General features: G+C 69.4%; 20 protein-coding genes and 2 rRNA genes. 13 read left to right on the forward strand and 9 right to left on the reverse strand.

Translation table 11 applies throughout. The annotated features are described in order from the left end of the window. The first annotated feature begins 85 nt into the window (after positions 1-85). From pstC to pstB, 3 genes are read left to right on the forward strand one after another with little or no spacing between them, the layout of a single operon-like run. Entirely contained in the window at positions 86-1,087 is a 1,002-nt protein-coding gene (gene pstC / locus G412_RS0126050) for a phosphate ABC transporter permease subunit PstC (protein WP_078607374.1), read from the forward strand. A 17-nt stretch (positions 1,088-1,104) separates the two neighbouring features. Continuing rightward, positions 1,105-2,163 carry a phosphate ABC transporter permease PstA gene (gene pstA, locus G412_RS0126055; RefSeq protein ID WP_037649898.1) on the forward strand — a complete coding sequence of 353 codons (1,059 nt, stop codon included), beginning with the start codon at positions 1,105-1,107 and terminating at the stop codon, positions 2,161-2,163. 24 nt (positions 2,164-2,187) lie between these two features. Beyond that, positions 2,188-2,964, forward strand: coding sequence for a phosphate ABC transporter ATP-binding protein PstB (gene pstB / locus G412_RS0126060; RefSeq protein WP_028814658.1), 777 nt, complete (start codon positions 2,188-2,190; stop codon positions 2,962-2,964). Between the two features lie 148 nt (positions 2,965-3,112). Here the strand turns inward: pstB and G412_RS0126065 are convergent, their stop codons facing one another. Then, complete coding sequence (locus tag G412_RS0126065; RefSeq protein WP_028814659.1) at positions 3,113-4,111, reverse strand: inorganic phosphate transporter; 999 nt, start codon at positions 4,109-4,111, stop codon at positions 3,113-3,115. Between the two features lie 6 nt (positions 4,112-4,117). After that, on the reverse strand, positions 4,118-4,738 hold the full coding sequence (locus G412_RS0126070) for a DUF47 domain-containing protein (RefSeq protein WP_028814660.1): 621 nt from the start codon (positions 4,736-4,738) through the stop codon (positions 4,118-4,120). A 195-nt stretch (positions 4,739-4,933) separates the two neighbouring features. On the opposite strand from G412_RS0126070, the gene G412_RS0126075 reads away from it, so the two are divergent. Beyond that, positions 4,934-5,302 carry a metal-sensitive transcriptional regulator gene (locus G412_RS0126075; RefSeq protein WP_028814661.1) on the forward strand — a complete coding sequence of 123 codons (369 nt, stop codon included), beginning with the start codon at positions 4,934-4,936 and terminating at the stop codon, positions 5,300-5,302. Positions 5,303-5,498: 196 nt separating this feature from the next. Here the strand turns inward: G412_RS0126075 and G412_RS35990 are convergent, their stop codons facing one another. Beyond that, positions 5,499-5,783, reverse strand: coding sequence for a hypothetical protein (locus tag G412_RS35990; protein ID WP_208857935.1), 285 nt, complete (start codon positions 5,781-5,783; stop codon positions 5,499-5,501). Positions 5,784-5,900: 117 nt separating this feature from the next. Continuing rightward, positions 5,901-6,725 (reverse strand): SCO4651 family lipoprotein, encoded by an 825-nt coding sequence (locus G412_RS0126085; RefSeq protein WP_028814662.1) that lies wholly within the window; start codon positions 6,723-6,725, stop codon positions 5,901-5,903. Positions 6,726-6,923: 198 nt separating this feature from the next. Between G412_RS0126085 and G412_RS40315 the strand changes: the two genes are divergently transcribed. Continuing rightward, positions 6,924-7,085: a hypothetical protein gene (locus tag G412_RS40315; RefSeq protein ID WP_167546492.1), complete on the forward strand. Its 162-nt coding sequence runs from the start codon at positions 6,924-6,926 to the stop codon at positions 7,083-7,085. Between the two features lie 161 nt (positions 7,086-7,246). After that, positions 7,247-8,863, forward strand: a complete 1,617-nt coding sequence (locus G412_RS0126090; protein WP_028814663.1) for an FAD-binding oxidoreductase — start codon at positions 7,247-7,249, stop codon at positions 8,861-8,863. A 109-nt stretch (positions 8,864-8,972) separates the two neighbouring features. Here G412_RS0126090 and G412_RS0126095 read toward each other — a convergent pair whose 3' ends face one another. Beyond that, on the reverse strand, positions 8,973-9,722 hold the full coding sequence (locus G412_RS0126095) for a phosphatase PAP2 family protein (RefSeq protein WP_028814664.1): 750 nt from the start codon (positions 9,720-9,722) through the stop codon (positions 8,973-8,975). A 328-nt stretch (positions 9,723-10,050) separates the two neighbouring features. Next, positions 10,051-11,076 carry a C40 family peptidase gene (locus G412_RS0126100; protein ID WP_028814665.1) on the reverse strand — a complete coding sequence of 342 codons (1,026 nt, stop codon included), beginning with the start codon at positions 11,074-11,076 and terminating at the stop codon, positions 10,051-10,053. Positions 11,077-11,375: 299 nt separating this feature from the next. Here G412_RS0126100 and G412_RS0126105 point away from each other — a divergent pair, with 299 nt between their 5' ends. The 7 genes from G412_RS0126105 to G412_RS40320 all read left to right on the forward strand — a co-directional run bounded on the left by G412_RS0126105 (position 11,376) and on the right by G412_RS40320 (position 20,354). Then, positions 11,376-11,621 carry a DUF397 domain-containing protein gene (locus G412_RS0126105; protein WP_028814666.1) on the forward strand — a complete coding sequence of 82 codons (246 nt, stop codon included), beginning with the start codon at positions 11,376-11,378 and terminating at the stop codon, positions 11,619-11,621. A gap of 1,033 nt (positions 11,622-12,654) precedes the next feature. Further along, entirely contained in the window at positions 12,655-12,963 is a 309-nt protein-coding gene (locus G412_RS0126110; RefSeq protein ID WP_028814667.1) for a hypothetical protein, read from the forward strand. 180 nt (positions 12,964-13,143) lie between these two features. Beyond that, on the forward strand, positions 13,144-13,992 hold the full coding sequence (locus tag G412_RS0126115) for a DUF8175 domain-containg protein (protein ID WP_028814668.1): 849 nt from the start codon (positions 13,144-13,146) through the stop codon (positions 13,990-13,992). After that, positions 13,982-15,337 (forward strand): hypothetical protein, encoded by a 1,356-nt coding sequence (locus tag G412_RS0126120; protein ID WP_028814669.1) that lies wholly within the window; start codon positions 13,982-13,984, stop codon positions 15,335-15,337. The genes G412_RS0126115 and G412_RS0126120 overlap by 11 nt, the downstream gene beginning before the upstream one ends. Continuing rightward, complete coding sequence (locus tag G412_RS0126125; RefSeq protein WP_028814670.1) at positions 15,334-16,884, forward strand: SCO6880 family protein; 1,551 nt, start codon at positions 15,334-15,336, stop codon at positions 16,882-16,884. The genes G412_RS0126120 and G412_RS0126125 overlap by 4 nt, the downstream gene beginning before the upstream one ends. Before the next feature lie 19 nt (positions 16,885-16,903). Continuing rightward, positions 16,904-18,322, forward strand: a complete 1,419-nt coding sequence (locus G412_RS0126130) for an ATP-binding protein (RefSeq protein ID WP_028814671.1) — start codon at positions 16,904-16,906, stop codon at positions 18,320-18,322. A 1-nt stretch (position 18,323) separates the two neighbouring features. Beyond that, a complete protein-coding gene (locus tag G412_RS40320) occupies positions 18,324-20,354 on the forward strand; it encodes a type IV secretory system conjugative DNA transfer family protein (protein WP_051338612.1) in 2,031 nt (676 codons plus the stop codon). Positions 20,355-20,384: 30 nt separating this feature from the next. Here the strand turns inward: G412_RS40320 and G412_RS0126140 are convergent, their stop codons facing one another. From G412_RS0126140 to G412_RS0126150, 3 genes are all read right to left on the reverse strand, one after another. Further along, positions 20,385-20,945, reverse strand: a complete 561-nt coding sequence (locus G412_RS0126140; RefSeq protein WP_028814672.1) for a GNAT family N-acetyltransferase — start codon at positions 20,943-20,945, stop codon at positions 20,385-20,387. 102 nt (positions 20,946-21,047) lie between these two features. Further along, positions 21,048-21,164, reverse strand: a 5S ribosomal RNA gene (rrf, locus tag G412_RS0126145). A gap of 74 nt (positions 21,165-21,238) precedes the next feature. Continuing rightward, a 23S ribosomal RNA gene (locus G412_RS0126150) occupies positions 21,239-21,374 on the reverse strand; the annotation flags it as partial.

Consider the following 21,374-nt stretch of genomic DNA (forward strand, 5'->3'; position numbering starts at 1 on the left):
CCGGCCCCGCCACCCGGGGCCGGCCGCGCCTTCCGGTGCACCGCCGCCAGGAGCGCTCACCAGCTCCGCAGACCGGAGAAACCCGATGGATATAGCAACCCAGACCACCTCGCCCTCACCACCGTCGTCCGGACCGGAGACCACCCTCGCGTCCAAGGGCAGCAGCCACGCCGGTGACCGGGTCTTCCTCGCCCTGTCGCGGGGATCCGGCATCACGCTTCTGGTGATCATGGCCGCCATCGCGGCCTTCCTCACCTACCGCACCGGCCTCGCGGTCTCGAAGGACGAAGCCAACTTCCTCACCAGCTCCGAGTGGAACCCGGCCGGCGACCCGCCGGTCTTCGGCATCGCCGTCCTCCTCTTCGGTACGATCGTCAGCTCGATCATCGCGATGGCCATCGCCGTGCCGGTCGCCATCGGCATCGCCCTGTTCATCTCGCACTACGCGCCGCGCAGGCTGGCCACGCCGCTCGCGTACATCGTCGACCTGCTGGCCGCGGTGCCGAGCATCATCTTCGGCCTCTGGGGCGCCGTCTTTCTCGTCCCGTACCTGGACGGCCTCAACCAGTGGCTCGACACGTACCTGGGCTGGACGTACATCTTCGACAAGACGAGCGACGGCGTCGCCCGCAACCTCTTCACGGTCGGCATCCTGCTGGCGATCATGATCCTGCCGATCGTCACCAACGTCACCCGTGAGGTCTTCCTCCAGTCGCCCAAGATGCACGAGGAAGCCGCCCTGGCCCTCGGTGCCACGCGCTGGGAAGTCATGCGGATGTCCGTCCTGCCCTTCGGCCGCTCCGGCATCATCAGCGCCTCGATGCTGGGCCTGGGACGCGCCCTCGGCGAGACGATGGCCGTCGCCGTCGTCCTCTCCCCGAGCTTCATCATCTCCGGCCGGCTGCTCGACCCGGGCGGCGGCACCTTCGCGCAGAACATCGCCGCGAAGTTCAACGAGGCGGACGAGTTCGGCCGCGACGCCCTGATCGCCTCCGGTCTCGTGCTCTTCGTCATCACGCTGCTGGTCAACGGCGCGGCCCGCTGGATCATCGGCCGCCGCAAGGAGTACTCGGGGGCCAACGCATGAACCAGACAAGCCAGGTTATGGACAAGCGCCCGGTCTCCCCCACGCTGCACGCGTCGCTCGTACACGCCCGCCTCCCCCGCTGGGCCCCCGCCGCCATCGCCGCCGGGTCCGTCGCGGCCGGCATCGGCATCGGTCTCGCCGCCGGCTGGCACAGCCGCGTGCAGTGGGGCATGCTCGCCGCCCTGATCTTCGTAGTGGCCACCTTCACGATCACCACCAAGGTCGAGGGCAGCCGCCAGGGCAAGGACCGCGTGGCGACCAGCGTCGTCTGGGTCTGCTTCATCCTCGCCCTCGTCCCGCTGCTCTCCCTCGCCTGGGTCACGATCAGCAAGGGCATCAAGGTCATCGACGGCTACTTCCTCAGCCACTCGATGAGCGGCCTGCTCGACACCGACGAGGGCGGCGGTATCTACCACGCCCTGCTCGGCACCCTGGAGCAGGTCGGCATCGCGACCCTGATCGCCGCCCCGATCGGCCTGCTGACCGCGGTCTACCTGGTCGAGTACGGGCGCGGGAGGCTGGCGAGGACCGTCACCTTCTTCGTCGACGTCATGACGGGCATCCCGTCGATCGTCGCGGGCCTGTTCATCCTCGCCACCTGGAATCTGATGCTGGGCTTCGGGCCCTCCGGATTCGCCGGCGCGCTGGCCCTCTCGATCCTGATGATGCCGGTGGTCGTCCGCTCCACCGAGGAGATGCTCAAGCTCGTCCCGAACGAGCTGCGCGAAGCCTCCCTCGCCCTCGGCGTACCCAAGTGGCGCACCATTCTCAAGGTGGTGCTGCCGACCGCGATCGGCGGAATCACCACCGGCGTCATGCTGGCGGTGGCCCGTATCACGGGTGAGACCGCCCCGGTTCTGTTGCTCGTCTTCGGTACGAAGCTGATCAACCCGAACCCCTTCGAAGGCGCCCAGTCCTCGCTTCCGCTGTACGTGTACGAGCAGTACATCGTCGGCACCGAAGCGTCGGTCGACCGGGCCTGGGGCGCAGCGCTCGTCCTGATCGCCTTCGTCATGATCCTCAACCTGGTGGCCCGCGGCATCGCCCGCTGGAAGGCCCCGAGCACCGGCCGCTAAGGCCAGCAGAAAGCAGTGATTCAGATGGCCAAGCGAATCGACATCAGCGGCCTGTCGGCCTACTACGGCAACCACAAGGCGATCGACGACATCTCGATGACCGTCGAGCCCCGCTCGGTGACGGCCTTCATCGGCCCGTCCGGCTGCGGCAAGTCCACCTTCCTGCGCACCCTCAACCGCATGCACGAGGTCACCCCCGGCGGCCGCGTGGAGGGCAAGGTCCTGCTGGACGACGAGAACCTCTACGGCAAGGACGTCGACCCGGTCGCCGTACGCCGTACGGTCGGCATGGTCTTCCAGCGCCCGAACCCCTTCCCCACCATGTCGATCTTCGACAACGTGGCGGCGGGCCTGCGCCTCAACCACTCGTACAAGAAGAACAAGCTCGCCGAGGTCGTCGAGAAGTCCCTGCGCGGCGCCAACCTCTGGAACGAGGTCAAGGACCGCCTGAACAAGCCCGGCTCCGGTCTCTCCGGCGGCCAGCAGCAGCGCCTGTGCATCGCCCGCGCGATCGCGGTGGAGCCGCAGGTCCTGCTGATGGACGAGCCGTGCTCGGCCCTCGACCCGATCTCGACCCTCGCCATCGAGGACCTGATCGGCGAGCTGAAGGAGCGCTTCACCATCGTGATCGTGACGCACAACATGCAGCAGGCGGCGCGCGTCTCGGACCGTACGGCGTTCTTCAACCTCGCGGCGATCGGCCAGCCCGGCAAGCTCGTCGAGATCGACGACACCGAGCGGATCTTCTCCAACCCGTCCGTCCAGGCCACGGAGGACTACATCTCCGGCCGCTTCGGCTAGGCCCCTTCCGGCCAGAAGCTGGCCGCCACGCCTGTCCTGCGGTGCTGCATGGCGGTGCCACCGCAAGGGCAAAGGGCCCGCCCCCACTCCTGACAAGGGAGTGGGGGCGGGCCCGTTTCGTATGTGCGGCAGGTCCCGTACGGACCGCCTAGCCGAAGGCCAGCAGCACAACCCAATAACAGGCGGCGGCCACCAGCGCGGCGGCCGGCATGGTGATGAACCAGCCCATCACGATGTTCTTGGCGACGCCCCAGCGCACCGCACGCGACCCCTTGGTCGAGCCGACGCCCATGATCGCGGAGGTGATGACGTGGGTGGTGGAGATCGGCGCGTGGAACATGAACGACGCCGTGTACATCACGGAAGCCGCCGTCGTCTCCGCCGCGAAGCCCTGCGGCGGGTCCAGCTCGATGATCCGACGGCCCAGCGTCCGCATGATGCGCCAGCCGCCCGCGTACGTACCGAGCGAAAGCGTCAGCGCGCAGGCGATCTTGACCCACATCGGGATCGCGTCGCCCTGACCCTCGACATCGGCGATGACCAGCGCCATCACCACGATGCCCATGGTCTTCTGCGCGTCCTGAAGACCGTGCCCGAGCGCCATACCGGCTGCGGACACGGTCTGAGCGATACGGAAGCCGCGCTTCGCCTTGTGCGGGTTGGACTTACGGAACATCCACAGGATGACGACCATCACCAGATAGCCGAGCAGCAGCCCGACGAACGGCGAGATGAACATCGGGATGACGACCTTCTCCAGCACCCCGGTCCAGATGACCTCGGTGCCGCCCGCGAGCGCCGCGCCCACCATGCCGCCGAAGAGCGCGTGCGAGGAGGACGAAGGAAGCCCGAAGTACCAGGTGACGAGGTTCCAGACGATCGCACCTACCAGCGCGGCGAAGAGAATTCCCATCCCCTTGTCGCCGTGCGGGGTCGCGATGAGCCCCTCGCTGACGGTCTTGGCGACGCCGCTGCCGAGGAAGGCACCGGCGAGGTTCATCACGGCGGCCATGGCGAGGGCCGCGCGCGGGGTCAGCGCCCGCGTGGAAACCGAAGTCGCGATGGCGTTCGCGGAGTCGTGAAAGCCGTTGGTGTACGTGAATCCGAGCGCGACCCCGATGGTCACGATGAGCGCAAAGGTGTCCACCGGGGGTCAGGACTCCTTGACGGCGATCGTCTCGACCGTGTTGGCGACGTGCTCAAAGGCGTCGGCCGCCTCCTCCAGTACGTCCACGATCTGCTTCAGCTTGAGCACGTCCATGGCGTCGTACTTGCCGTTGAAGAGGTGCGCGAGCAGCTTGCGGTGAATCTGGTCGGCCTGGTTCTCAAGGCGGTTGACCTCGATCCAGTACTCGGTGAGGTTCGTCATGGTCCGCAGGTGCGGCATGGCTTCGGCGGTCAGCTCGGCCGCCCGCGCCAGGACCTCGATCTGCTGCTCGACACCCTTCGGCAGCTCCTCGATCTGGTACAGCACGACCAGGTCGACGGCCTCCTCCATGTAATCCATGATGTCGTCGAGCTGCGACGCGAGGTTGTAGATGTCCTCGCGGTCGAACGGCGTGATGAACGAGGAGTTGAGCTGGTGGAAGATCGCGTGGGTCGCGTCGTCCCCCGCGTGCTCCGCTGCCCTCATCCGCTCCGCGATCTCGACTCGGGCGGAGGAGTCCGCTCCGAGCAGTTCCATCAGGAGCTTCGAGCCCGTGACGATGTTGTCCGCGGATGCGGAGAACATGTCGTAGAAGCTCGTCTCCCTGGGGGTCAGACGAAAGCGCACGTGGGGTCCTCGGGGTGCATTGGATTCGGTCAGGGTGATGCTAGGCGCATCATCCGGCCACGGCTAACCGGCGTTCTTCAGTGTCGCCCATCAGGCACAGTGCTCAGTACGGGCCCCCGAGCCCCTACCCGCAAAATTCGTTACCATATACCCATGAGGGGTATACAGCCCCTTTAAGGACAACGGGAGGACGCGATGACGACCACCGAGGCGGCCGGCGCGACGACGACCGAAGCGCCCTCCGGAACCTCCGAAGCCGTGGTGACCGACCACGACCTCGGTGTGCACGGATACCACAAGCAGAAGGACGAGCACCTCAAGCGGCTGCGCCGGATCGAGGGCCAGATCCGCGGCCTCCAGCGGCTGGTCGACGAGGACGTCTACTGCATCGACATACTCACCCAGGTCTCGGCGTCGACGAAGGCGCTCCAGTCCTTCGCGCTGCAACTCCTGGAGGAGCACCTGCGGCACTGCGTGGCGGACGCGGCGGTCAAGGGCGGCGGCGAGATCGACGAGAAGGTCGAGGAAGCCACCAAGGCGATCGCGCGCCTGCTGCGGACGTGAGCGGAGCGGGCGGGCGAGCGAGCGGGCCGAGCGGCTGAGCGGAGCGAGCGGTCCGAGCGCCCGAGCGGGCCGAGCGTAGCGAGCGGACACAGCGGTCCGAACGGACCGAGCGGACACAGCGGTCCGAGCGGAGCGAGCGGGCCGAGCGGACCGGTCCGGGGCCGCCGGACCCTTCGCCGCCCTCAGGGACGGACGCTCAGTCGCGCAGCTGCCGGGGCCACTCGTCGGCTCCGGCGGCTCCGGCGGCGGGTGACCCGGCCGTGGACCCTCCTGTCGCGGAGCCTCCGGTCGCGGACCCTCCGGCCACGGACCCTCCGGCCGCAGGTGCTCCTGCTCCGACCTTCAGCACCTCGTCGATACGGTCCGGGCTGAGCCGTTCCCCGTCGGCGGCGGACGCCGCGATCATCAACTCACCGCACAGCTCGATCTCGGCGAGGGCGACGTGATCCTGGACGGGCGTACCACTGCCGAGCGGAGCCACGTGCATCACCTCTTTCAGCCGTCGTCGGCTTCCTAGCGTAGGCAGCGCGGCACACACCGCGCATGGCACGGACGGACCATTTCCCCGCCACCCACGCCGAGGCGGGCGGCCCCCGCCCTACGCCTGGATCTTCCCGGCGTAGATGTCACGCGCGGCCGGCAGCCGCACTTCGACGGGCACCCCGAACGCGTACAGCAAAGTCGTGGAGGCGACGGCCACCGTACGTCCCGCATTGGTGAAGTCGAACCGGTGGCGGACCTTGCGCAGCCGCCCCTGGTCGTCGAGGTACGCGTCGAACGGAACCGCGTCCCTGGCGAAGCCCTTCGCCGCGGCGGCCAGCGCGCCGCGCGCGTGCGGCTTCGCGACCCGTGCGGCGCGCGCGATGTCGGTGACCCCGCGATAGTGCCGGACGGCGGTCCCGGCCACATCGGCCTTTCCCACGTACGCCGCTTCCTTCGCCCCGCGCAGCAACTCCGCGGCGGCGAGCGGATCCGTAGCCCCGCCGGTGACCAGATTCCCGTCGTCCAGCGTCGTCGTGTCGATCCGCACCCACTTGTCGGCGGGCACGCCCGCGCCCCGGTTCTTCATGTAGAGCGCGCCGGGCGTGAGCAACTCGGTGATGGGCCGGTGCTTGTCCGCGCCGTCGGGATCGGGCGGCAGGAGCACTTTGAGCTGCCCCATCCGCTTCATGAAGTCGTACGCCCCTTCGCCCCGGATGGTGACGCGGGTGCCGCCGGTCGCCATGACCATCGACGTACGGGCTTTGGAGCTCCCCGCGGCGACCAGCGCGTCCGCCGCGCCGCGCACGATGACGAGGGGGTCACCGCCCTGCTGGTCCTCGGCGACGGCACCGCCACCGGAACATCCGGCGGAGGCGAACAGCCCCGCCGCGACGGCCACGGCGACCGCGCCGCCCTTGACCCTGTGCTGCTGCACCACCATCGCCGCCAACCCCCAACGCCCTACCACCCGGTGTCCGATCCCACCCGCCCCGCCTAACGATCCCGCCACCGCCCCGGTCACGCCCGCGATCGGCGCTCATTCGTGGCTCATTCGGTGACTCATTCCCTGGCTCATTCGGTGGCTCATTGCCCGGTGGCCGCCGACCACGGAGCCCGGGTCCCCCGGTACGGTGGACGCGTGCTTCAAGAGGCCACACCGGACGCCCCCACCCACCGCACCGGCACAACCGAACGCGGTTCCTTCTGCCTCGCCCACTGCTCCTGCGGCTGGCGCGGACCGGCGCGCCGCTCCCGCGAACGGGCCCGCACGGACGCGGCATTGCACGCGAAGTCGATCTGACCCACTGACCCCACTGACCCACTGACCCCGTTGACCTACTGACCCCACGCCACGAGCACGCTCGTACCGCGCGAAGCCACCCAGCCACCCACGAAGAAACCCTGCGCCCCGCAGGAACCCGTTCCGCCGTAACGCCGTCTCGCCCTCCGGGAGGCAACAACATGGAACGGCGTACTTTTCTCACCTCGGCCACGGCCCTCGGCGCCACCGCCGCAGCAGCGGCCTGCACCGGCACCACCACGGGCACGGGTGCCGGCACGGGCGCTCGTACCGGCACCGGCAAAGGCCCCGGCCCGGCCATCCGTACCTCGGCCTCAGTCACCACCCCCCGGACCCCACCCCCCTCCACCGCCCCCGGCTGGGTCGCCCTCGCCCGCGGTCTCGACGGCACGCTCGTCCGCCCCGGCGACGCCGCCTACAAGACCGCCCGCCAGCTCTACAACACCCGCTTCGACAACCTGAAGCCCGCGGCGGTGGCGTACGTAGCGAACGAGGCGGACGTCAAGGAGTGCCTGGCCTTCGCCAGGGCACACCGCACCCCCGTAGCCATTCGCAACGGCGGCCACTCCTACGCCGGCTGGTCGACCGGCAACGGCCGCCTGGTCATCGACGTATCGAAACTCGCCCACGTCAAAGCGAACGGCACCGCCGCCGCCATCGGCGCCGGCGCCAAGCTCATCGACGTCTACCAGGGCCTCGCCCGCCAGGGCCGCCGTACCATCCCCGCCGGCTCCTGTCCCACGGTCGGCATCTCAGGTCTGGCCCTCGGCGGCGGCCACGGAGTCGTCTCCCGTGCGTACGGCCTGACGTGCGACAGTCTCACCTCCGCCACGCTCATCACCGCCGCGGGCAAGCGCCTGCGCTGCACGTCCACCGAGAACCCGGACCTCTTCTGGGCGCTGCGCGGCGCGGGAAACGGCAACTTCGGCGTAGTGACCGAGCTGACCTTCCGCACCCACCCGGCTCCCGCCGCCGTCACCGCGTACATGTCCTGGCCCTGGTCGAAGGCCCAGGCCGTCATCACCGCCTGGCAGGAGTGGGGCCCCGCCCAGCCCGACGAGATCTGGTCATCCGCGCACCTCGCCGCCGGCCCCGGCGGCACGACGCCCAACGTGTCCGTCTCCGCCTTCTCGCTCGGCACCTACGGCGATCTCCAGAACGCCGTCGACCGCCTCGCCGACAAGATCGGCGCCCCCGCCCGCTCGGTCTCCCTGCGCCGCCGCAGCTACCAGGAGTCGATGCTCGTGTACGCCGGCTGCGCCGGTTTCAGCGACGCCCAGTGCCACCTGCCGGGCACCACCCCCGGCCGCACGCCGCAGGGAGTCCTCGGCCGCGAGACGTACGCCGCGCGCAGCGACTTCTTCGACCGCTCGCTCTCACCCTCGGGGATACGCGAGCTGCTCGCGCGGACCGAGGCGTTCACCCGCCTGCCCGTGTCCCGGGGCGGGGGCGGCAGCATCGCCCTGACCGCGCTCGGCGGCGCGGTGAACCGACCGGCCCCGCTCGCGACGGCGTTCGTGCACCGCCGGTCACGGATGCTTGCCCAGTACATCGGCGCCTGGCGCGCGGGCACCCCCGGCACAGCGCAGCAGACGTGGCTGAAAAACACCCATGGGGCGATGCGCCGGTACGCCTCCGGGGCGGCGTACCAGAACTACACGGACGCGACCCTGACCGACTGGCGGAAGGCGTACTACGGCGCGGCGGCGGGCCGCCTGACGGAGCTGAAGAAGCGTTACGACCCGGACAGGCTCTTTGACTTCCCGCAGGCGCTTTGAGCCGGGCGGCGGGGGGCGGGCCGGGCGGGCCGAGCGGGCGGGCCGGGCCGGCTCCCCGGCCCGGCCACAGCACACAGGGGTGAGGGCGGGCCCGCGAGAGGACGACCCGTCAGGCAGCGAGGTCGTTGCGCTCGCTGTCGCCGGTTCGCGGCTCGGGAATCACCGCTGACCCGCCGTCACCCGAGCCCGCGCCGAGCCCCAGGCCAGCGCCAACGCCCGCACCCGCGCCCCGCTCCCCGGACCCCTTCGCCCGTACGAGCCAACCCACCTTCTGCGACCGCGAGATCGCCGCCATCAGCGGCGTCAGCAACGCCATCGCGACCGGCGCGAGCAGCAGCGACACGGCCGTACCGAGGGCGAATCCGCCAATGACGTCGGTCGGGTAGTGCACGCCCATGTAGACGCGGCAGAAGCCTTCCAGGACAGCCAGTCCGATCGCCGCGAGTCCGAACTTCCGGTTGGCGACGAAGACCGCGACGCCGATGGCCATGGCCATCGTCGCGTGGTCGCTGACGAACGAGTAGTCCGTCTTGCCGGCCACCAGGACGTCAAGTCCCTTGTGGTCGTTGAACGGCCTCGGCCGCTCCACGAACCCCCGGATCGGGATATTGATCAGCAGCGCGATCCCGGCCGCCAGCGGCGCCCAGACGAGCCCGGCCACCGAGGTGACCGCGTCCTCACGCCTGCGCACGCTCCACCAGCACCAGAGCGCCACCAGGACCATGCCGAGCATGATCCCGTACTCACCGACGAACTCCATGACCCGGTCGAACCAGCCCGGCGCATCCGCCGCCAGTCCGTTGATGTCGTAGAGCAGACTGACGTCGGGGTTCGCCCCATCCAGTGCGAGTCCAGCCATCTGCCGCGGCCCCTTGCCTTGTTGCCTGCTGCGCGGCACACGTGTCTGCGTGCCGCTCCTGCGAACCCCCGTGGTTCATGCGATGCCATGCCATGCCCTGCGGTGGCATGCCGTGCGATGCCACGCCGTTCGATGGCGTGCCGTGCGATGGCCATGCCGAGTCGAGTGCCGCCGCGTGGTCAGCGCGACTGTCCCACTCCCCCAGTCCAGAGAACGCCCAGTCGGCGCCCCCCGTTCCACTCTCCACCGAATGATCACCATGACGTTATCGAAGAGAGATACATCGCCGCAGCTCAGAGGGTGGCGGTAACAGAGGGTTCAAGCCATGTCACGCGCCGCCGCGGTCCTCCGGCAGGTCCGTGGGAAGCGCTTTCGCGCCATCCTCGGTCACCCGCGTCGCACCAAAGTAATCCGGCGTATCGATCTTGTCGAAGCGAATCACGGCCCCGGTGTACGGAGCGTTGATCATGTAACCGCCACCGACGTACAACCCGACGTGCCGGATCGCGCGCGAGTTCGTCAGGTCGTCCGAGAAGAACACCAGGTCCCCGGGCAACAGCTCGTCCCTCGATGGGTGGGGCCCCGCGTTGTACTGATCGTTGGCCACGCGCGGCAGCTCGATCCCGACGGTCCGGTACGCCGCCTGCGTCAGCCCGGAGCAGTCGAAACGTCCGCCCTGCTCAGGCGTGCCGTTCCCACCCCACAGATACTTCGTCCCGAGCTTCTTCTGCGCGAAATAGATGGCGCCGGCGGCCTGCCGCGACGGCTCCACGCGCCCGATGGGACGCGCGAAGCTCTGCTCCAGGCTGGTGATGATCTTCACGTAGTTCTGCGTCTCGCGGTACGGCGGGACGCCCCCGTACTTGATGACGGCGTACGCGCCCGCGTTGTAGGCGGCGAGCATGTTCTTGGTCTGATCCCCCGGCACGTTCTTGACGTATCCGGCCAATTCACAGTCGTACGTCGCGGCTGACGGAATCGCGTCGGCGGGATCCCAGATGTCCCGGTCCCCGTCCTTGTCCCCGTCCACACCGTGGGACGCCCACGTTCCGGGGATGAACTGCGCGATGCCACGCGCGTTGGCCGGGCTCTGCGCCCGCGGGTTCCAGCCGCTCTCCTGGTACAACTGTGCGGCGAGCAGTGCGGGGTTGATGGCCGGGCAGAGATTGCCCCACTTCTGAACCAGCGGCTGGTACAGCCCGGGCACGGCCCCCTTGGCCAGCCCGACCGCCCGCCCGCCACCCGCACCGCCGACCAGCCCGGCGGCCGCGGAGAAGGTCCCGACGACGAGCAGCGCGACGAAGCACAGGCAGAGCCCGATCCCGATCCCAGTGGCCACCCAGACTTTGCGCACCCCTCAACCCTCCCCCATGCCGCGCGGGTTCACTACGGTTTTCGCCGCGCGCTGCCGGGTTTCGCCGCGCGCTGCCGGGTTTCACCGCGCTCTGCCGGGCTACTTGGCCGGCAGCCGTCACAGGAGAGGCGCGAGTACTCCGTGGGGCTTCCCCTGAAGATGAAGATATCGACCGGCCTGACGAATCGCGCGACTTCGTCCGTAGCATCGCGCAGAGCCTGGCCACACTCCGCACCATCCCCCGCCACATGGGCTCCCCGCCCCGGACCACACCCTGAAGGAGAAGGAGAACGCGAACCATGGCTGAGATCCCCACCGACCTGGACTGGATCCGCGCCGCGCCGGAGGGCGAGGACGGGCCCGGGCCCTGGATCGAGATCGCGTTCGGACCGGGGGACATGGTGTACCTCCGGGAGACCAGCGACCCCGAGAACGTCGTCACGACGACCCAGAAGAAGTGGGACGCGTTCGTACTCGGCGTACAGGCCGGCGAATTCGACCACTTCGCCGAACTCGACAACGACGACCCCACTCCCGCCGTCTGAGTGCCGTTTCCCTGCCGACCCGAGCGTCGCTGAGCTCTTCCTCGGGCTTGGACGGGGGCGCTGGTGGGCCTGGGGCGTTGGTTGCGTCTGGGGTGGGGGCCGCCTGGAGTAAGTGTGGCGGCGGAGGCCCGGCCCTCAAGGGCGCTCCTGCGTCGCGTCGCCTGCGGCGATTGCGCTTCGCTCAACCCTTGACCGCCGAACCTCCGCCGCAATGCTTCTGGGGGGCGGCCCCCGGGGGGAGCCCACGGGGCAGGCTCGGGGAGTGGTTGCTCGTGCGCTGCCGGGCGGCGGACCCGGTGGATGGGGCGCGGACGGTTCAGGGGCGGCGCGGCCCCTGGTTCGGCGGGTGCGGGAACGGCCGCTGGTGCGACACCTCCATTCCGAGGCACACGACCACCCACCTCGGCCGACGGCTACTCAGCCGGGCCGACCTGCGGACCGCCCGGTCTGCGGGTGGGGCGCGACAGTGGAACGGGGAGCCTCCGGCCGGTACGGCGCCCACCCCACCCAGCGGTCGGTCGAGCACAAGGCTTCGGCAAGCGCCGCGCCCGATCGCACCACCCAGAAGCGCTTCCGGGCCGTCCGTGTGGGACGAAACGCGCCCGTGATGGCCAGAAGCGATACGGCTGGGACTCGCGGGACTGGGGAGGCGTGCCGGACTCATCAAGTGCTGAGTTTGTTGCATGTCCGTGCACGTGGTCGTCTCCCAACTCTCCCGAACAGGCCGACCGACTGCTCCCCGGTACTGGACGCGGTGCCCCGCAGCACCCGGGGACGCCACGTCCGACCAAAGGTGCATAACGCCAGTCATTGCCCGGCGTCACCCCTCGTGATACACAGAGTGACCATACGCGTTTCCGAATACAACCGTCAGGCAGCGCAGGTCAACGCGGTCCTTCCGGCCACACGTGCGGAGGTCGGGTAAAGACAGGCGCCAAGTCGACATACCAGTGCGGTTTCATCAGCGAAGATAGAGCGTGACCCCTGCCGTGCGGCAGGGGCGACGAACTACCCGACAGGGGCGGTGACTTACATGAACCTGGCAGCCGAAAAGGGCGACATCACCACCATCATCGGTGGAATCGCCCCGAACTGGGGTCCGTTCGGGACCCTGGGGAACGAAGCCCGCGTCATGATCGAGGTCGTGATGGCTGTCGCCATTCTCCTCTGCCTCGGAATCGCCATCTGGGGAGCGGCAAAGCAGCGGATCGGCGCGACGGCCCTGAGGGACACGTTCAGCGCGGAGCAGGGCAAGGGCCTGATCGTCGCCGGCCTCACCGGCGTCTTCATCATCGGCTCGCTCGGCACGCTCTTCACCATCGTGTACGGGATGGCTGTTTAGCCCACCGTCAGCCAACACCGGGTACCCCCGGCCCACTCCCCCACCCCACCCGTCCGTCGTGCCCATTGGCTGAGGTTGCGTCTCCCTGATGTCGAGTCACCACACCGCGCCCGCGCGGGAACCAGCACGGCTACCGTCGTACTACGCGGAACTGCAAACGGTTGAGGGGGCGCACGCGGCATGAGTCTCGGCGACGAGCACGGCTACGGCGGCGACAGCGGTCGTTCTGACCGTGTCGGCGGCTCCGGCCAGACCCGCACACGCCTGCCCGAGGGCGGAGGAAGCGATGTGTACGGGGGCGCGCGACGGCCCGTACGGACCTCGCGTTCCCTCATCACCGTGGTGGGCGTGGTGGTGCTGCTGATCGCGGCTATCGCATTCGCGAATCGGGGCGGTGGTGAGAACGGCTCGGACACCGAGGCGAAGACGGGCGGCGCGGCGGAGGCGACGGCCGCGACGGGCGTGAGACCAGTCGAGGGCAAGAACGGCCTGATCCCCTCCGGCTTCGCGCAGGACGAGCAGGGCGCGCAGTCCGCTGCGGCGAACTTCGCGGTGGCTCTCGTCTCGGCCGACATCCTCAAGCCCGACCGCCGCCAGGAGATCGTGGGGAAGATCTTTGTTCCGGCGAAAGTCGCAGAGCTGGAGGCCAAGTTCGACAAGGCCTACAGCAAGGAATTCCTCGACAAGGTCGGGCTCGACAAGGACGGCAACGCAGCGGCGGGAATGACGTACGTATCGCGCACAGCACCCGTCGGCACCAAGGTCACCGGCTACACGGACAGCACCGCGACTGTCGAAGTCTGGTGCACAGGCGTGTTCGGTACGGCAGGCGTCGGCTCGACCAACCCGGTGACCAATGACTGGTTCACCATGACGCTCGAGGTCCAGTGGGCAGATGGCGACTGGAAGGTCGCCAGCTTCTCCCAGAAGGAGGGCCCCGCCCCCGTGAATGCTGACCGAGCGGCCTCCGACGCAGACGAGATCGCCAAGGCAGTCGAGGAGTACGGAGGGTTCACATATGCCCGGTAGCCCACGCCGCGCGCTGAATCTCACCGCCATCTTCGCGCTCGTACAGACAACGGTCACGCTTCTGGCAACCCGCGCATTCGCCGCACCGTCGCCGACGCCGACACCGTCCGGCAAGGACAACTGCGACCTCATCGTGGGCCCGGCAAAGGACTACTGCGAAGACGGCGAAGGCGGCGGCCGCTCCGGCCTGCGCGCCCCCACCGACCCCACCGAGTCCCTCGACCCCCTCTCCTCCCTCGCCAAGGGCTGCGCCGACGCCGCCGCGTGGATTGTGGGGAAGCTGAGCGATGCCGTGAAGTCGACCGCCAATGTCGACTTCACCAACCCCAAGTTCCTCCAGCAGTACGCCGTCGTCTTCGCCGCCTCCGCCATCCTCACCCTCGTCCTCTGGCTGCTCGCCGTCGCCAAGCGCGCCATCCGTGGCGTGCCGCTCACGACCGCGCTGTCCGAGGCCATCGGGTTCCTCTGGCTCACCGTCCTCGCCTCCGCCTTCACGCCGCTGATCCTCTACACCGTCGTATCCGCCACCGACGGCGTCACCGAGGTCATCGCCGCCGGCACCGGCGGGCAGACCGACGTGTTCTTCGGCTCGTTCGCCGAGGCGCTCAAGAAGGGGGACGACATCGGCGGCGGGCCGATCATGCTGATCGTCGTCTCGCTGGTGACCATCCTCGCGGCCGGGATCCTCTTCCTGGAGCTGTTCATCCGCGCCCTGCTGCTCTACGTCGGCGCGCTCCTCGGCGTGGTCATCTACGCGGGACTCGTCGACAAGAACATGTGGGGCCACGTACGCCGCTGGGCCGGCATCATGATCGCGATCATCATGGTCAAGCCCGTCATCGTGATCGTCCTCGGTCTCGCCGGAGCCCTCTCCGCCGACGACGGGCCGAACGCCTTCTCAGCAGTCGTCTCCGGCCTCGCCATCATCCTGCTGGCGATCTTCGCCTCCGGCATGATCTACCGCTTCGTCCCCGGCTTCGGCGACGAGATCGCCGCCGCCCGCAGCAACCGCAACAAGGCCACCGACGGCGCCCAGGCGGCCGCCGTCATCAGTTCCCCCGCCGCCCTCGTCTCGCAGGGCATCAAGACCCACAGCAGCCGTGGCGGCGGAGGCGGGGACCGGGGCGGGAACACCTCGCCGCCCCGCCAGGCCAACCCCGTCAGCGGCGGCGTGGCCGCCCACAGCGCCCGCGGATCCGGCGGCGGGACCGGCGGCCTCACGGGTGGAGGAGGCGGAGCCGTCCCTTCCGCCGCGCCCTCGCCCCGTAGCAACAGCACCCACACGAACCGCGGCACCGGCACCACAGGCACCGGCAACAACAGCACAGGAGGTGCAGGGCGTTGACGACGCAGTCCCAACCGATCACGCCCCGCCGTACGTATCTGATCGGCCGCGCCCGGCCGAACGCGATCGTCGGCAAGAACCGCGAGACCGGCGAGATCGCCCTGATCATCGCCGGCGCGTTCCTCGGCATGATGAGCGGCCTGCTGGTCCCCGTCCTGTCCCTGCGGATCGTGCTGCTCATGGGCTTCCCGATGCTGGCCCTGATGGCGGTGTACGTCCCGTACAAGCACCGCACCTTCTACAAATGGTTCGAAATCAACCGCAGTTACAAGCGGACCCTGCGCAACGGCACGACGTACCGCAGCGGCGCCATGGAAGCGGGCGTACGCAGCGACGGACGTGAGGTGGAAGTCGGACCTCCGCCCGGCATCGGGCGGATCAACTGGCTCGCCGCCCCCTTCGGGCCCGACGAGATCGCCGTCCTCCTGCACGCCGACCGGCGAACGGTCACCGCGGCGATCGAGATCGAAGGACCCGGCGTCGGCCTGCGCGACAGCGAGGACCAGGAGGCGCTGGTCGACCGTTTCGGCACGCTGCTCAAGCATGTCGCGAACGGCGACGGATTCGTGACCCGGTTGCAGATGCTCGCCCGCACCCTCCCCGCCGACCCCGACGCCCACGCCAAGGACGTCGCCCAGCGCGGCGACGCGCACGCCCCCGGCTGGCTGAAGGAGTCGTACGACCAGCTCCAGTCCATGGTGTCCACGTCCAGCGAGCAGCACCGCGCCTACCTCGTCGCCTGCATGCACTACTCCCGCGAGCTCGCCGCCGAGGCCAACGCCATGGCCCGCGCCGCCCGCCCCCACGGCGGTCGCAAGCTCGACCGCGACTCCGGGCTCGCCGTCGTCATGGCGCGCGAGCTGACCGACATCTGCGCGCGGCTCGCCGAGGCCGACATCCGGGTACGCCAGCCCCTCGGGCAGGGGCGGCTCTCCTCCCTCGTGCACTCGATGTACGACCCCGATCACCCCATCGACCACATCCAGGCCATGACGAAACGCAACGCCTGGCCGGCCGAGCTGGACGCGATGGAGGCGACGTATCTACAGGCGAAAACGCGTGAGTCGTCTACGCGCGCGCCCTGGTGCCACGCCACCGCCTGGGTGAAGGAGTGGCCGATGACGCCGGTCGGGGTCAACTTCCTCGCGCCGCTGCTCGTCCACACCCCCGATGTGATCCGCACGGTCGCCGTCACCATGGACCTCGAACCCACCGAGGTCGCCATCGAGCGGATGCTGACGGAGAAGACCAACGACGAGGCGGAGGCCAGCCGTCAGGCCAAGATGAACCGGACCGTCGACCCGCGCGACATCGCGGCACACGGCCGGCTCGACCAGCGGGGTGAAGATCTCGCGAGCGGCGCGGCCGGAGTGAACCTGGTCGGGTACATCACTGTGTCGTCGCGTTCACCCGAGGCGCTGGCCCGCGACAAGCGGACCATCAGGGCCTCGGCCGGCAAGTCGTATCTGAAGCTGGAGTGGTGCGACCGCGAGCACCACCGGGCGTTCGTCAACACCCTGCCGTTCGCCACCGGTATCCGTCGTTAGCCGAGAGGGCAGACCCGCCATGCGAGATCCGCTGTCCGCCGTCACGGATGCCTTCACCAGCTTCCTCTTCGGAAAGGTCGAGACGACCAGACTTCCTGTCCGTACGTCGACGGGGCAGGCCCAGGCCGTCTACCTGCCGACCGCGGCTCCGGGGCTCGGCGACTCGGGCGTGATCATCGGCCGCGAGGTGTACAGCGGCAAGGGCTACATCTACGACCCCTTCCAGTTGTACGGACAGCAGCTCCCCGCGCCGCACTGGCTGGTCCTCGGCGAGTCCGGGAACGGCAAGTCGGCGCTGGAGAAGACGTACGTACTGCGGCAACTGCGCTTCAAGGACCGGCAGGTCGTCGTCCTCGACGCGCAGGGCGAGGACGGGGCGGGTGAGTGGAACCTGATCGCGCAGGAGCTGGGGATAACTCCCATCCGGCTCGACCCGATGGCGGCACTGGACGGCGGCATCCGCCTCAACCCGCTCGACCCGGCGATCACGACTACGGGCCAGCTCGCCCTGCTCCGTACGATCATCGAGGTCGCGATGGGGCACGGCCTCGACGAGCGGTCCGGCTTCGCGCTGAAGGTCGCGCACGCGTACGTCAACGAGACGATCATCGACCGGCAGCCGGTCCTGACGGACATCGTCGAGCAACTGCGCCACCCGGAGCCGGAGTCGGCGGAGGCGATGAATGTCGACCTGGACGACGTACGGGCGTGGGGTCTGGATGTCGCGTTGGTCCTGGACCGGCTGGTCGACGGTGACCTGCGGGGCATGTTCGACGGCCCGACGACGGTCGGTATCGACCTGGACGCTCCGCTGATCGTCTTCGACCTCTCCCACATCGACCGGAACTCGATCGCGATGCCGATCCTGATGGCGATCGTGGGCGTGTGGCTCGAACACACCTGGATCCGGCCGGACCGCAAGAAGCGCATCTTCCTGGTGGAGGAGGCGTGGCACATCATCAACTCCCCGTTCGTGGCGCAACTCTTCCAGCGCCTGCTGAAGTTCGGCCGCCGTCTGGGTCTGTCCTTCGTGGCCGTCGTCCACCACCTCTCCGACGTGGTGGACGGCGCGGCCGCGAGGGAGGCGGCAGCGATCCTGAAGATGGCCTCGACCCGGACGATCTACGCCCAGAAGGCGGACGAGGCGCGGGCGACGGGCCGGGTGCTGGGCCTGCCGCGCTGGGCGGTCGAGATCATCCCGACCCTGACCCCCGGTATCGCGGTATGGGACGTGAACGGCAACGTCCAGGTCGTCAAACACCTGATCACGGAGGCGGAAAGGCCACTCGTCTTCACAGACCGCGCGATGACGGAGACCTCGGCGGACATGATCTCGGACGACCTGCGAGCCGCGGAGTGGGAGGCGGAGCAGAGGGCGGCGCTCATCGAGCAGCAGATGAGCGAGTCCTCGTCGTCCTCGGAATCGACGGTCGCCTGACATGGGACACAACGACGAGCGGCAGAGGTACGCGCGGCAGGGGGAACGCGGCGTCCCCGACTCGCTGCTGGTGGGCCTGCTGGCGTTCCTGCTGGGCCTGACGGTCCTGGCGTGGCTGGCGACGGGCCTGGCGGGGCTGTTCACCCACGGCGCGTGGCCGGACGGCGTCACCTTCGCCCGTACGCCGCTGGCCCTGCGCCGCCTGATGGGTGCGCCGCACGACATCCCGGCGGCGTGGCCGGACACACCGGCGGACCAGCTGTCGGGGTACGGGCTGTTCTGGGGCCTGCTCATCGGCGAGCTGATGGTGCTGTGCGTACTGACGATCTTCGTACTGGGCGTACTGGCCCGCCTGAAGGCCCAACGCGAAACGACCCGCGCGGCAACACGGGCAACGAAGGCCCCCGCCCCGGAACACGCGCCCGGACTTCACACGCATCCGGGCGACGCGGACGCGGGCCCCGACCACGACCCCGGCGGCCCGCCGCGCACGGGCGCGGGAGCCGGGCTGAACACCGCTGGCGGCAGTCCGGGAGCGGGAGCGGGTTACGGCAACCCGGCCCACGTGGATCCGGGAGCGGGGCTGAACGCCGCTGGCGGCAGTCCCGGAGCGGGCTACGGCCACGGCGGCCCGGCGCACGCGGGTGCGGGAACCGGGCTAAATGCCGCTGGCGGCAGTCCCGGAGCGGCTTACGGCCCCGGCGGCTTGCCGCACACGGGTGCGGTAGCCGGACTGAACGCCGCTGGCAGCATTCCCGGAGCGGGCTACGGCCACGGCAACCCGCCCCACACGGGTCCGGGAACCGGACCACTCGCCGGTGAGTCTGGGGGTGCGGCGTACGGACCTGGAGCCCTGCCCCACCCAGGAGCCGGCGCGGGCGCCGGCCAGGGGCTGTCCGCTGCTGGTGCGACAGCCGCCGACGGCTACGGACCCGGCGCGGGCTGCGCCGCCCACGGAGCTTCGGTAGGCGTGGGCCCGTACCTCACGGGCCCCGATGCGAGCCCTCAACAGGGCGCCGCCCCCGCCTCGCACGCGCCCGCAAGCCCCCACACCCAGCAGCCGGCGACAGCCGCGCTCCCCACCCCCGAGTTCCCCGCACCCCGGGCCCCCCGCCTCCTCTACGGCAGCCCCGAAGTGCGTCGGCCCACCGCCGTGCAGGCCGTCCTCGACGCCGAAGGGGCCGCCCTCGTCGTCACGTCCGACCCCACCGTCTGGGCCGAGACCAAGGACGCACGGGCCAAGCTCGGCCCCGTCCTCGTCTACGACCCCGGGCACCTCTGCGACACCCCCGCCCGCCTCCACTGGTCCCCCACCACCGGCTGCGAGCGCGCCGACATCGCCGCCGCTCGCGCCGTGGCGCTGCTGGCGCCCCTACGGCCCCAGGCGCGACTGGACGCCGCGATGGCCGACACCGCGGAGACGCTGCTGAGCGGCTGGCTGCACGCCGCCGCCGTCGACGGCCGCCCCTTCCGGCAGGTGCACCGCTGGGCGCAGGGGCACAGTGCGCACGAGCCGGTACGTATCCTCCGCACGCACCCCAAGGCGTCGAGCGGCGCCGCGGGGCTCCTGGAGTCCGCGCTCACCGCATACCCGGAACGCCGGGAGATCGCCCAGGAGTTGACGGTGAGGGCGCTCGCCGCGCTGTCCTCGATCCACATTCGGGAAGCCTGCACCCCCAACCGAACCGATTCGGTCACCTTGGAATCATTTGCGGGCGAGGGGGGCACTCTTTATGTGGTGGGCGAAGCAATCGAGGACCCTAAGTCGCGTCCCGGAGCGATGCCTCTGCTCACCGCACTCACCTCAAGCGTGGTCGAGCACGGCCGCCGCATGGCCGCACGGTCATCCGACGGTCGGCTCGACCCACCAATGACGTTCGTCCTGGACGACGTCGCGGCCGTGGCTCCGCTTCCCCAGCTTCCCGAGCTGCTGTCGACCGGTCAGGACCAGGGCCTGCCGACCCTGGTCCTGCTCCGTTCCCAGGAACAGGGCAGAGCGCGCTGGCCGGACCGCCATCTGACCACCGGATAGCCCGCGTACGCCCGCCGGGGGCGACCCGCCCTACCCCCGCCCCCGCACCGCCACCATCTCGTACTCCTTCGCCGCCGCGTCCCCCGCCGGCACCGCTACGGTTTGCCCACTCCGCACGAACCCCGCCTTGGCATAGAGCGCCTCCGCCCGCCCGTTCCGCTCGTGCACGTGCAGCCGCACCCGCTCGACCCGCGGCTCCGTCAGCCCCCACGACCACTCCAGCGCCGCCCGGAGAAGCTCCTGCGCCACCCCGGTCCCCCGCGCCTCGGGACGTACGAAAACGCCCACCACGTGCACCTGGTCGACCTCCGGCGCACCACCGAACGCCGCCCGGTCCCCCGCCCGTTCGACGATCGCGGTGACGGACCCCACCCACCGCCCGTCCGGCACCTCCGCGACGAACTGCCGCGCGTCACCGCCCTCGCCGACCCTGGCCGTACGCCCCTCCCAGAAGGAATCCGGCTCGGCCACGGCCTTCTCGTACGTCTCCATAAACGCGATCCCCGCCAGCGGATCCTGAAGCGCGGCAAGCCGCAACTCCTTCGCCTCGGGCCACTCGCCGGCACGCACGGGCCGAATCACAAAGTCCATCCACCGATACTCGCCCGCCCCCGACCCCCAGGCCAAGCGATTTTCCTGAGAACGCAGAAAAGCCCCGCACCATGAAAGGTGCGGGGCTTTCCCACAATGATTGTTCGGCGGCGTCCTACTCTCCCACAGGGTCCCCCCTGCAGTACCATCGGCGCTGAAAGGCTTAGCTTCCGGGTTCGGAATGTAACCGGGCGTTTCCCTAACGCTATGACCACCGAAACACTATGAAGATATCGAACCGGATAACGGCACAGTTCGTTACTTCAGAACTAACACAGTGGACGCGAGCAACTGAGGACAAGCCCTCGGCCTATTAGTACCAGTCAGCTCCACCCGTTACCGGGCTTCCACATCTGGCCTATCAACCCAGTCGTCTACTGGGAGCCTTAACCCCTCAAAGGGGGTGGGAACACTCATCTCGAAGCAGGC

The sequence above is a fragment of the Streptomyces flavidovirens DSM 40150 genome (genome assembly GCF_000429085.1).
Taxonomy (GTDB): domain Bacteria; phylum Actinomycetota; class Actinomycetes; order Streptomycetales; family Streptomycetaceae; genus Streptomyces; species Streptomyces flavidovirens.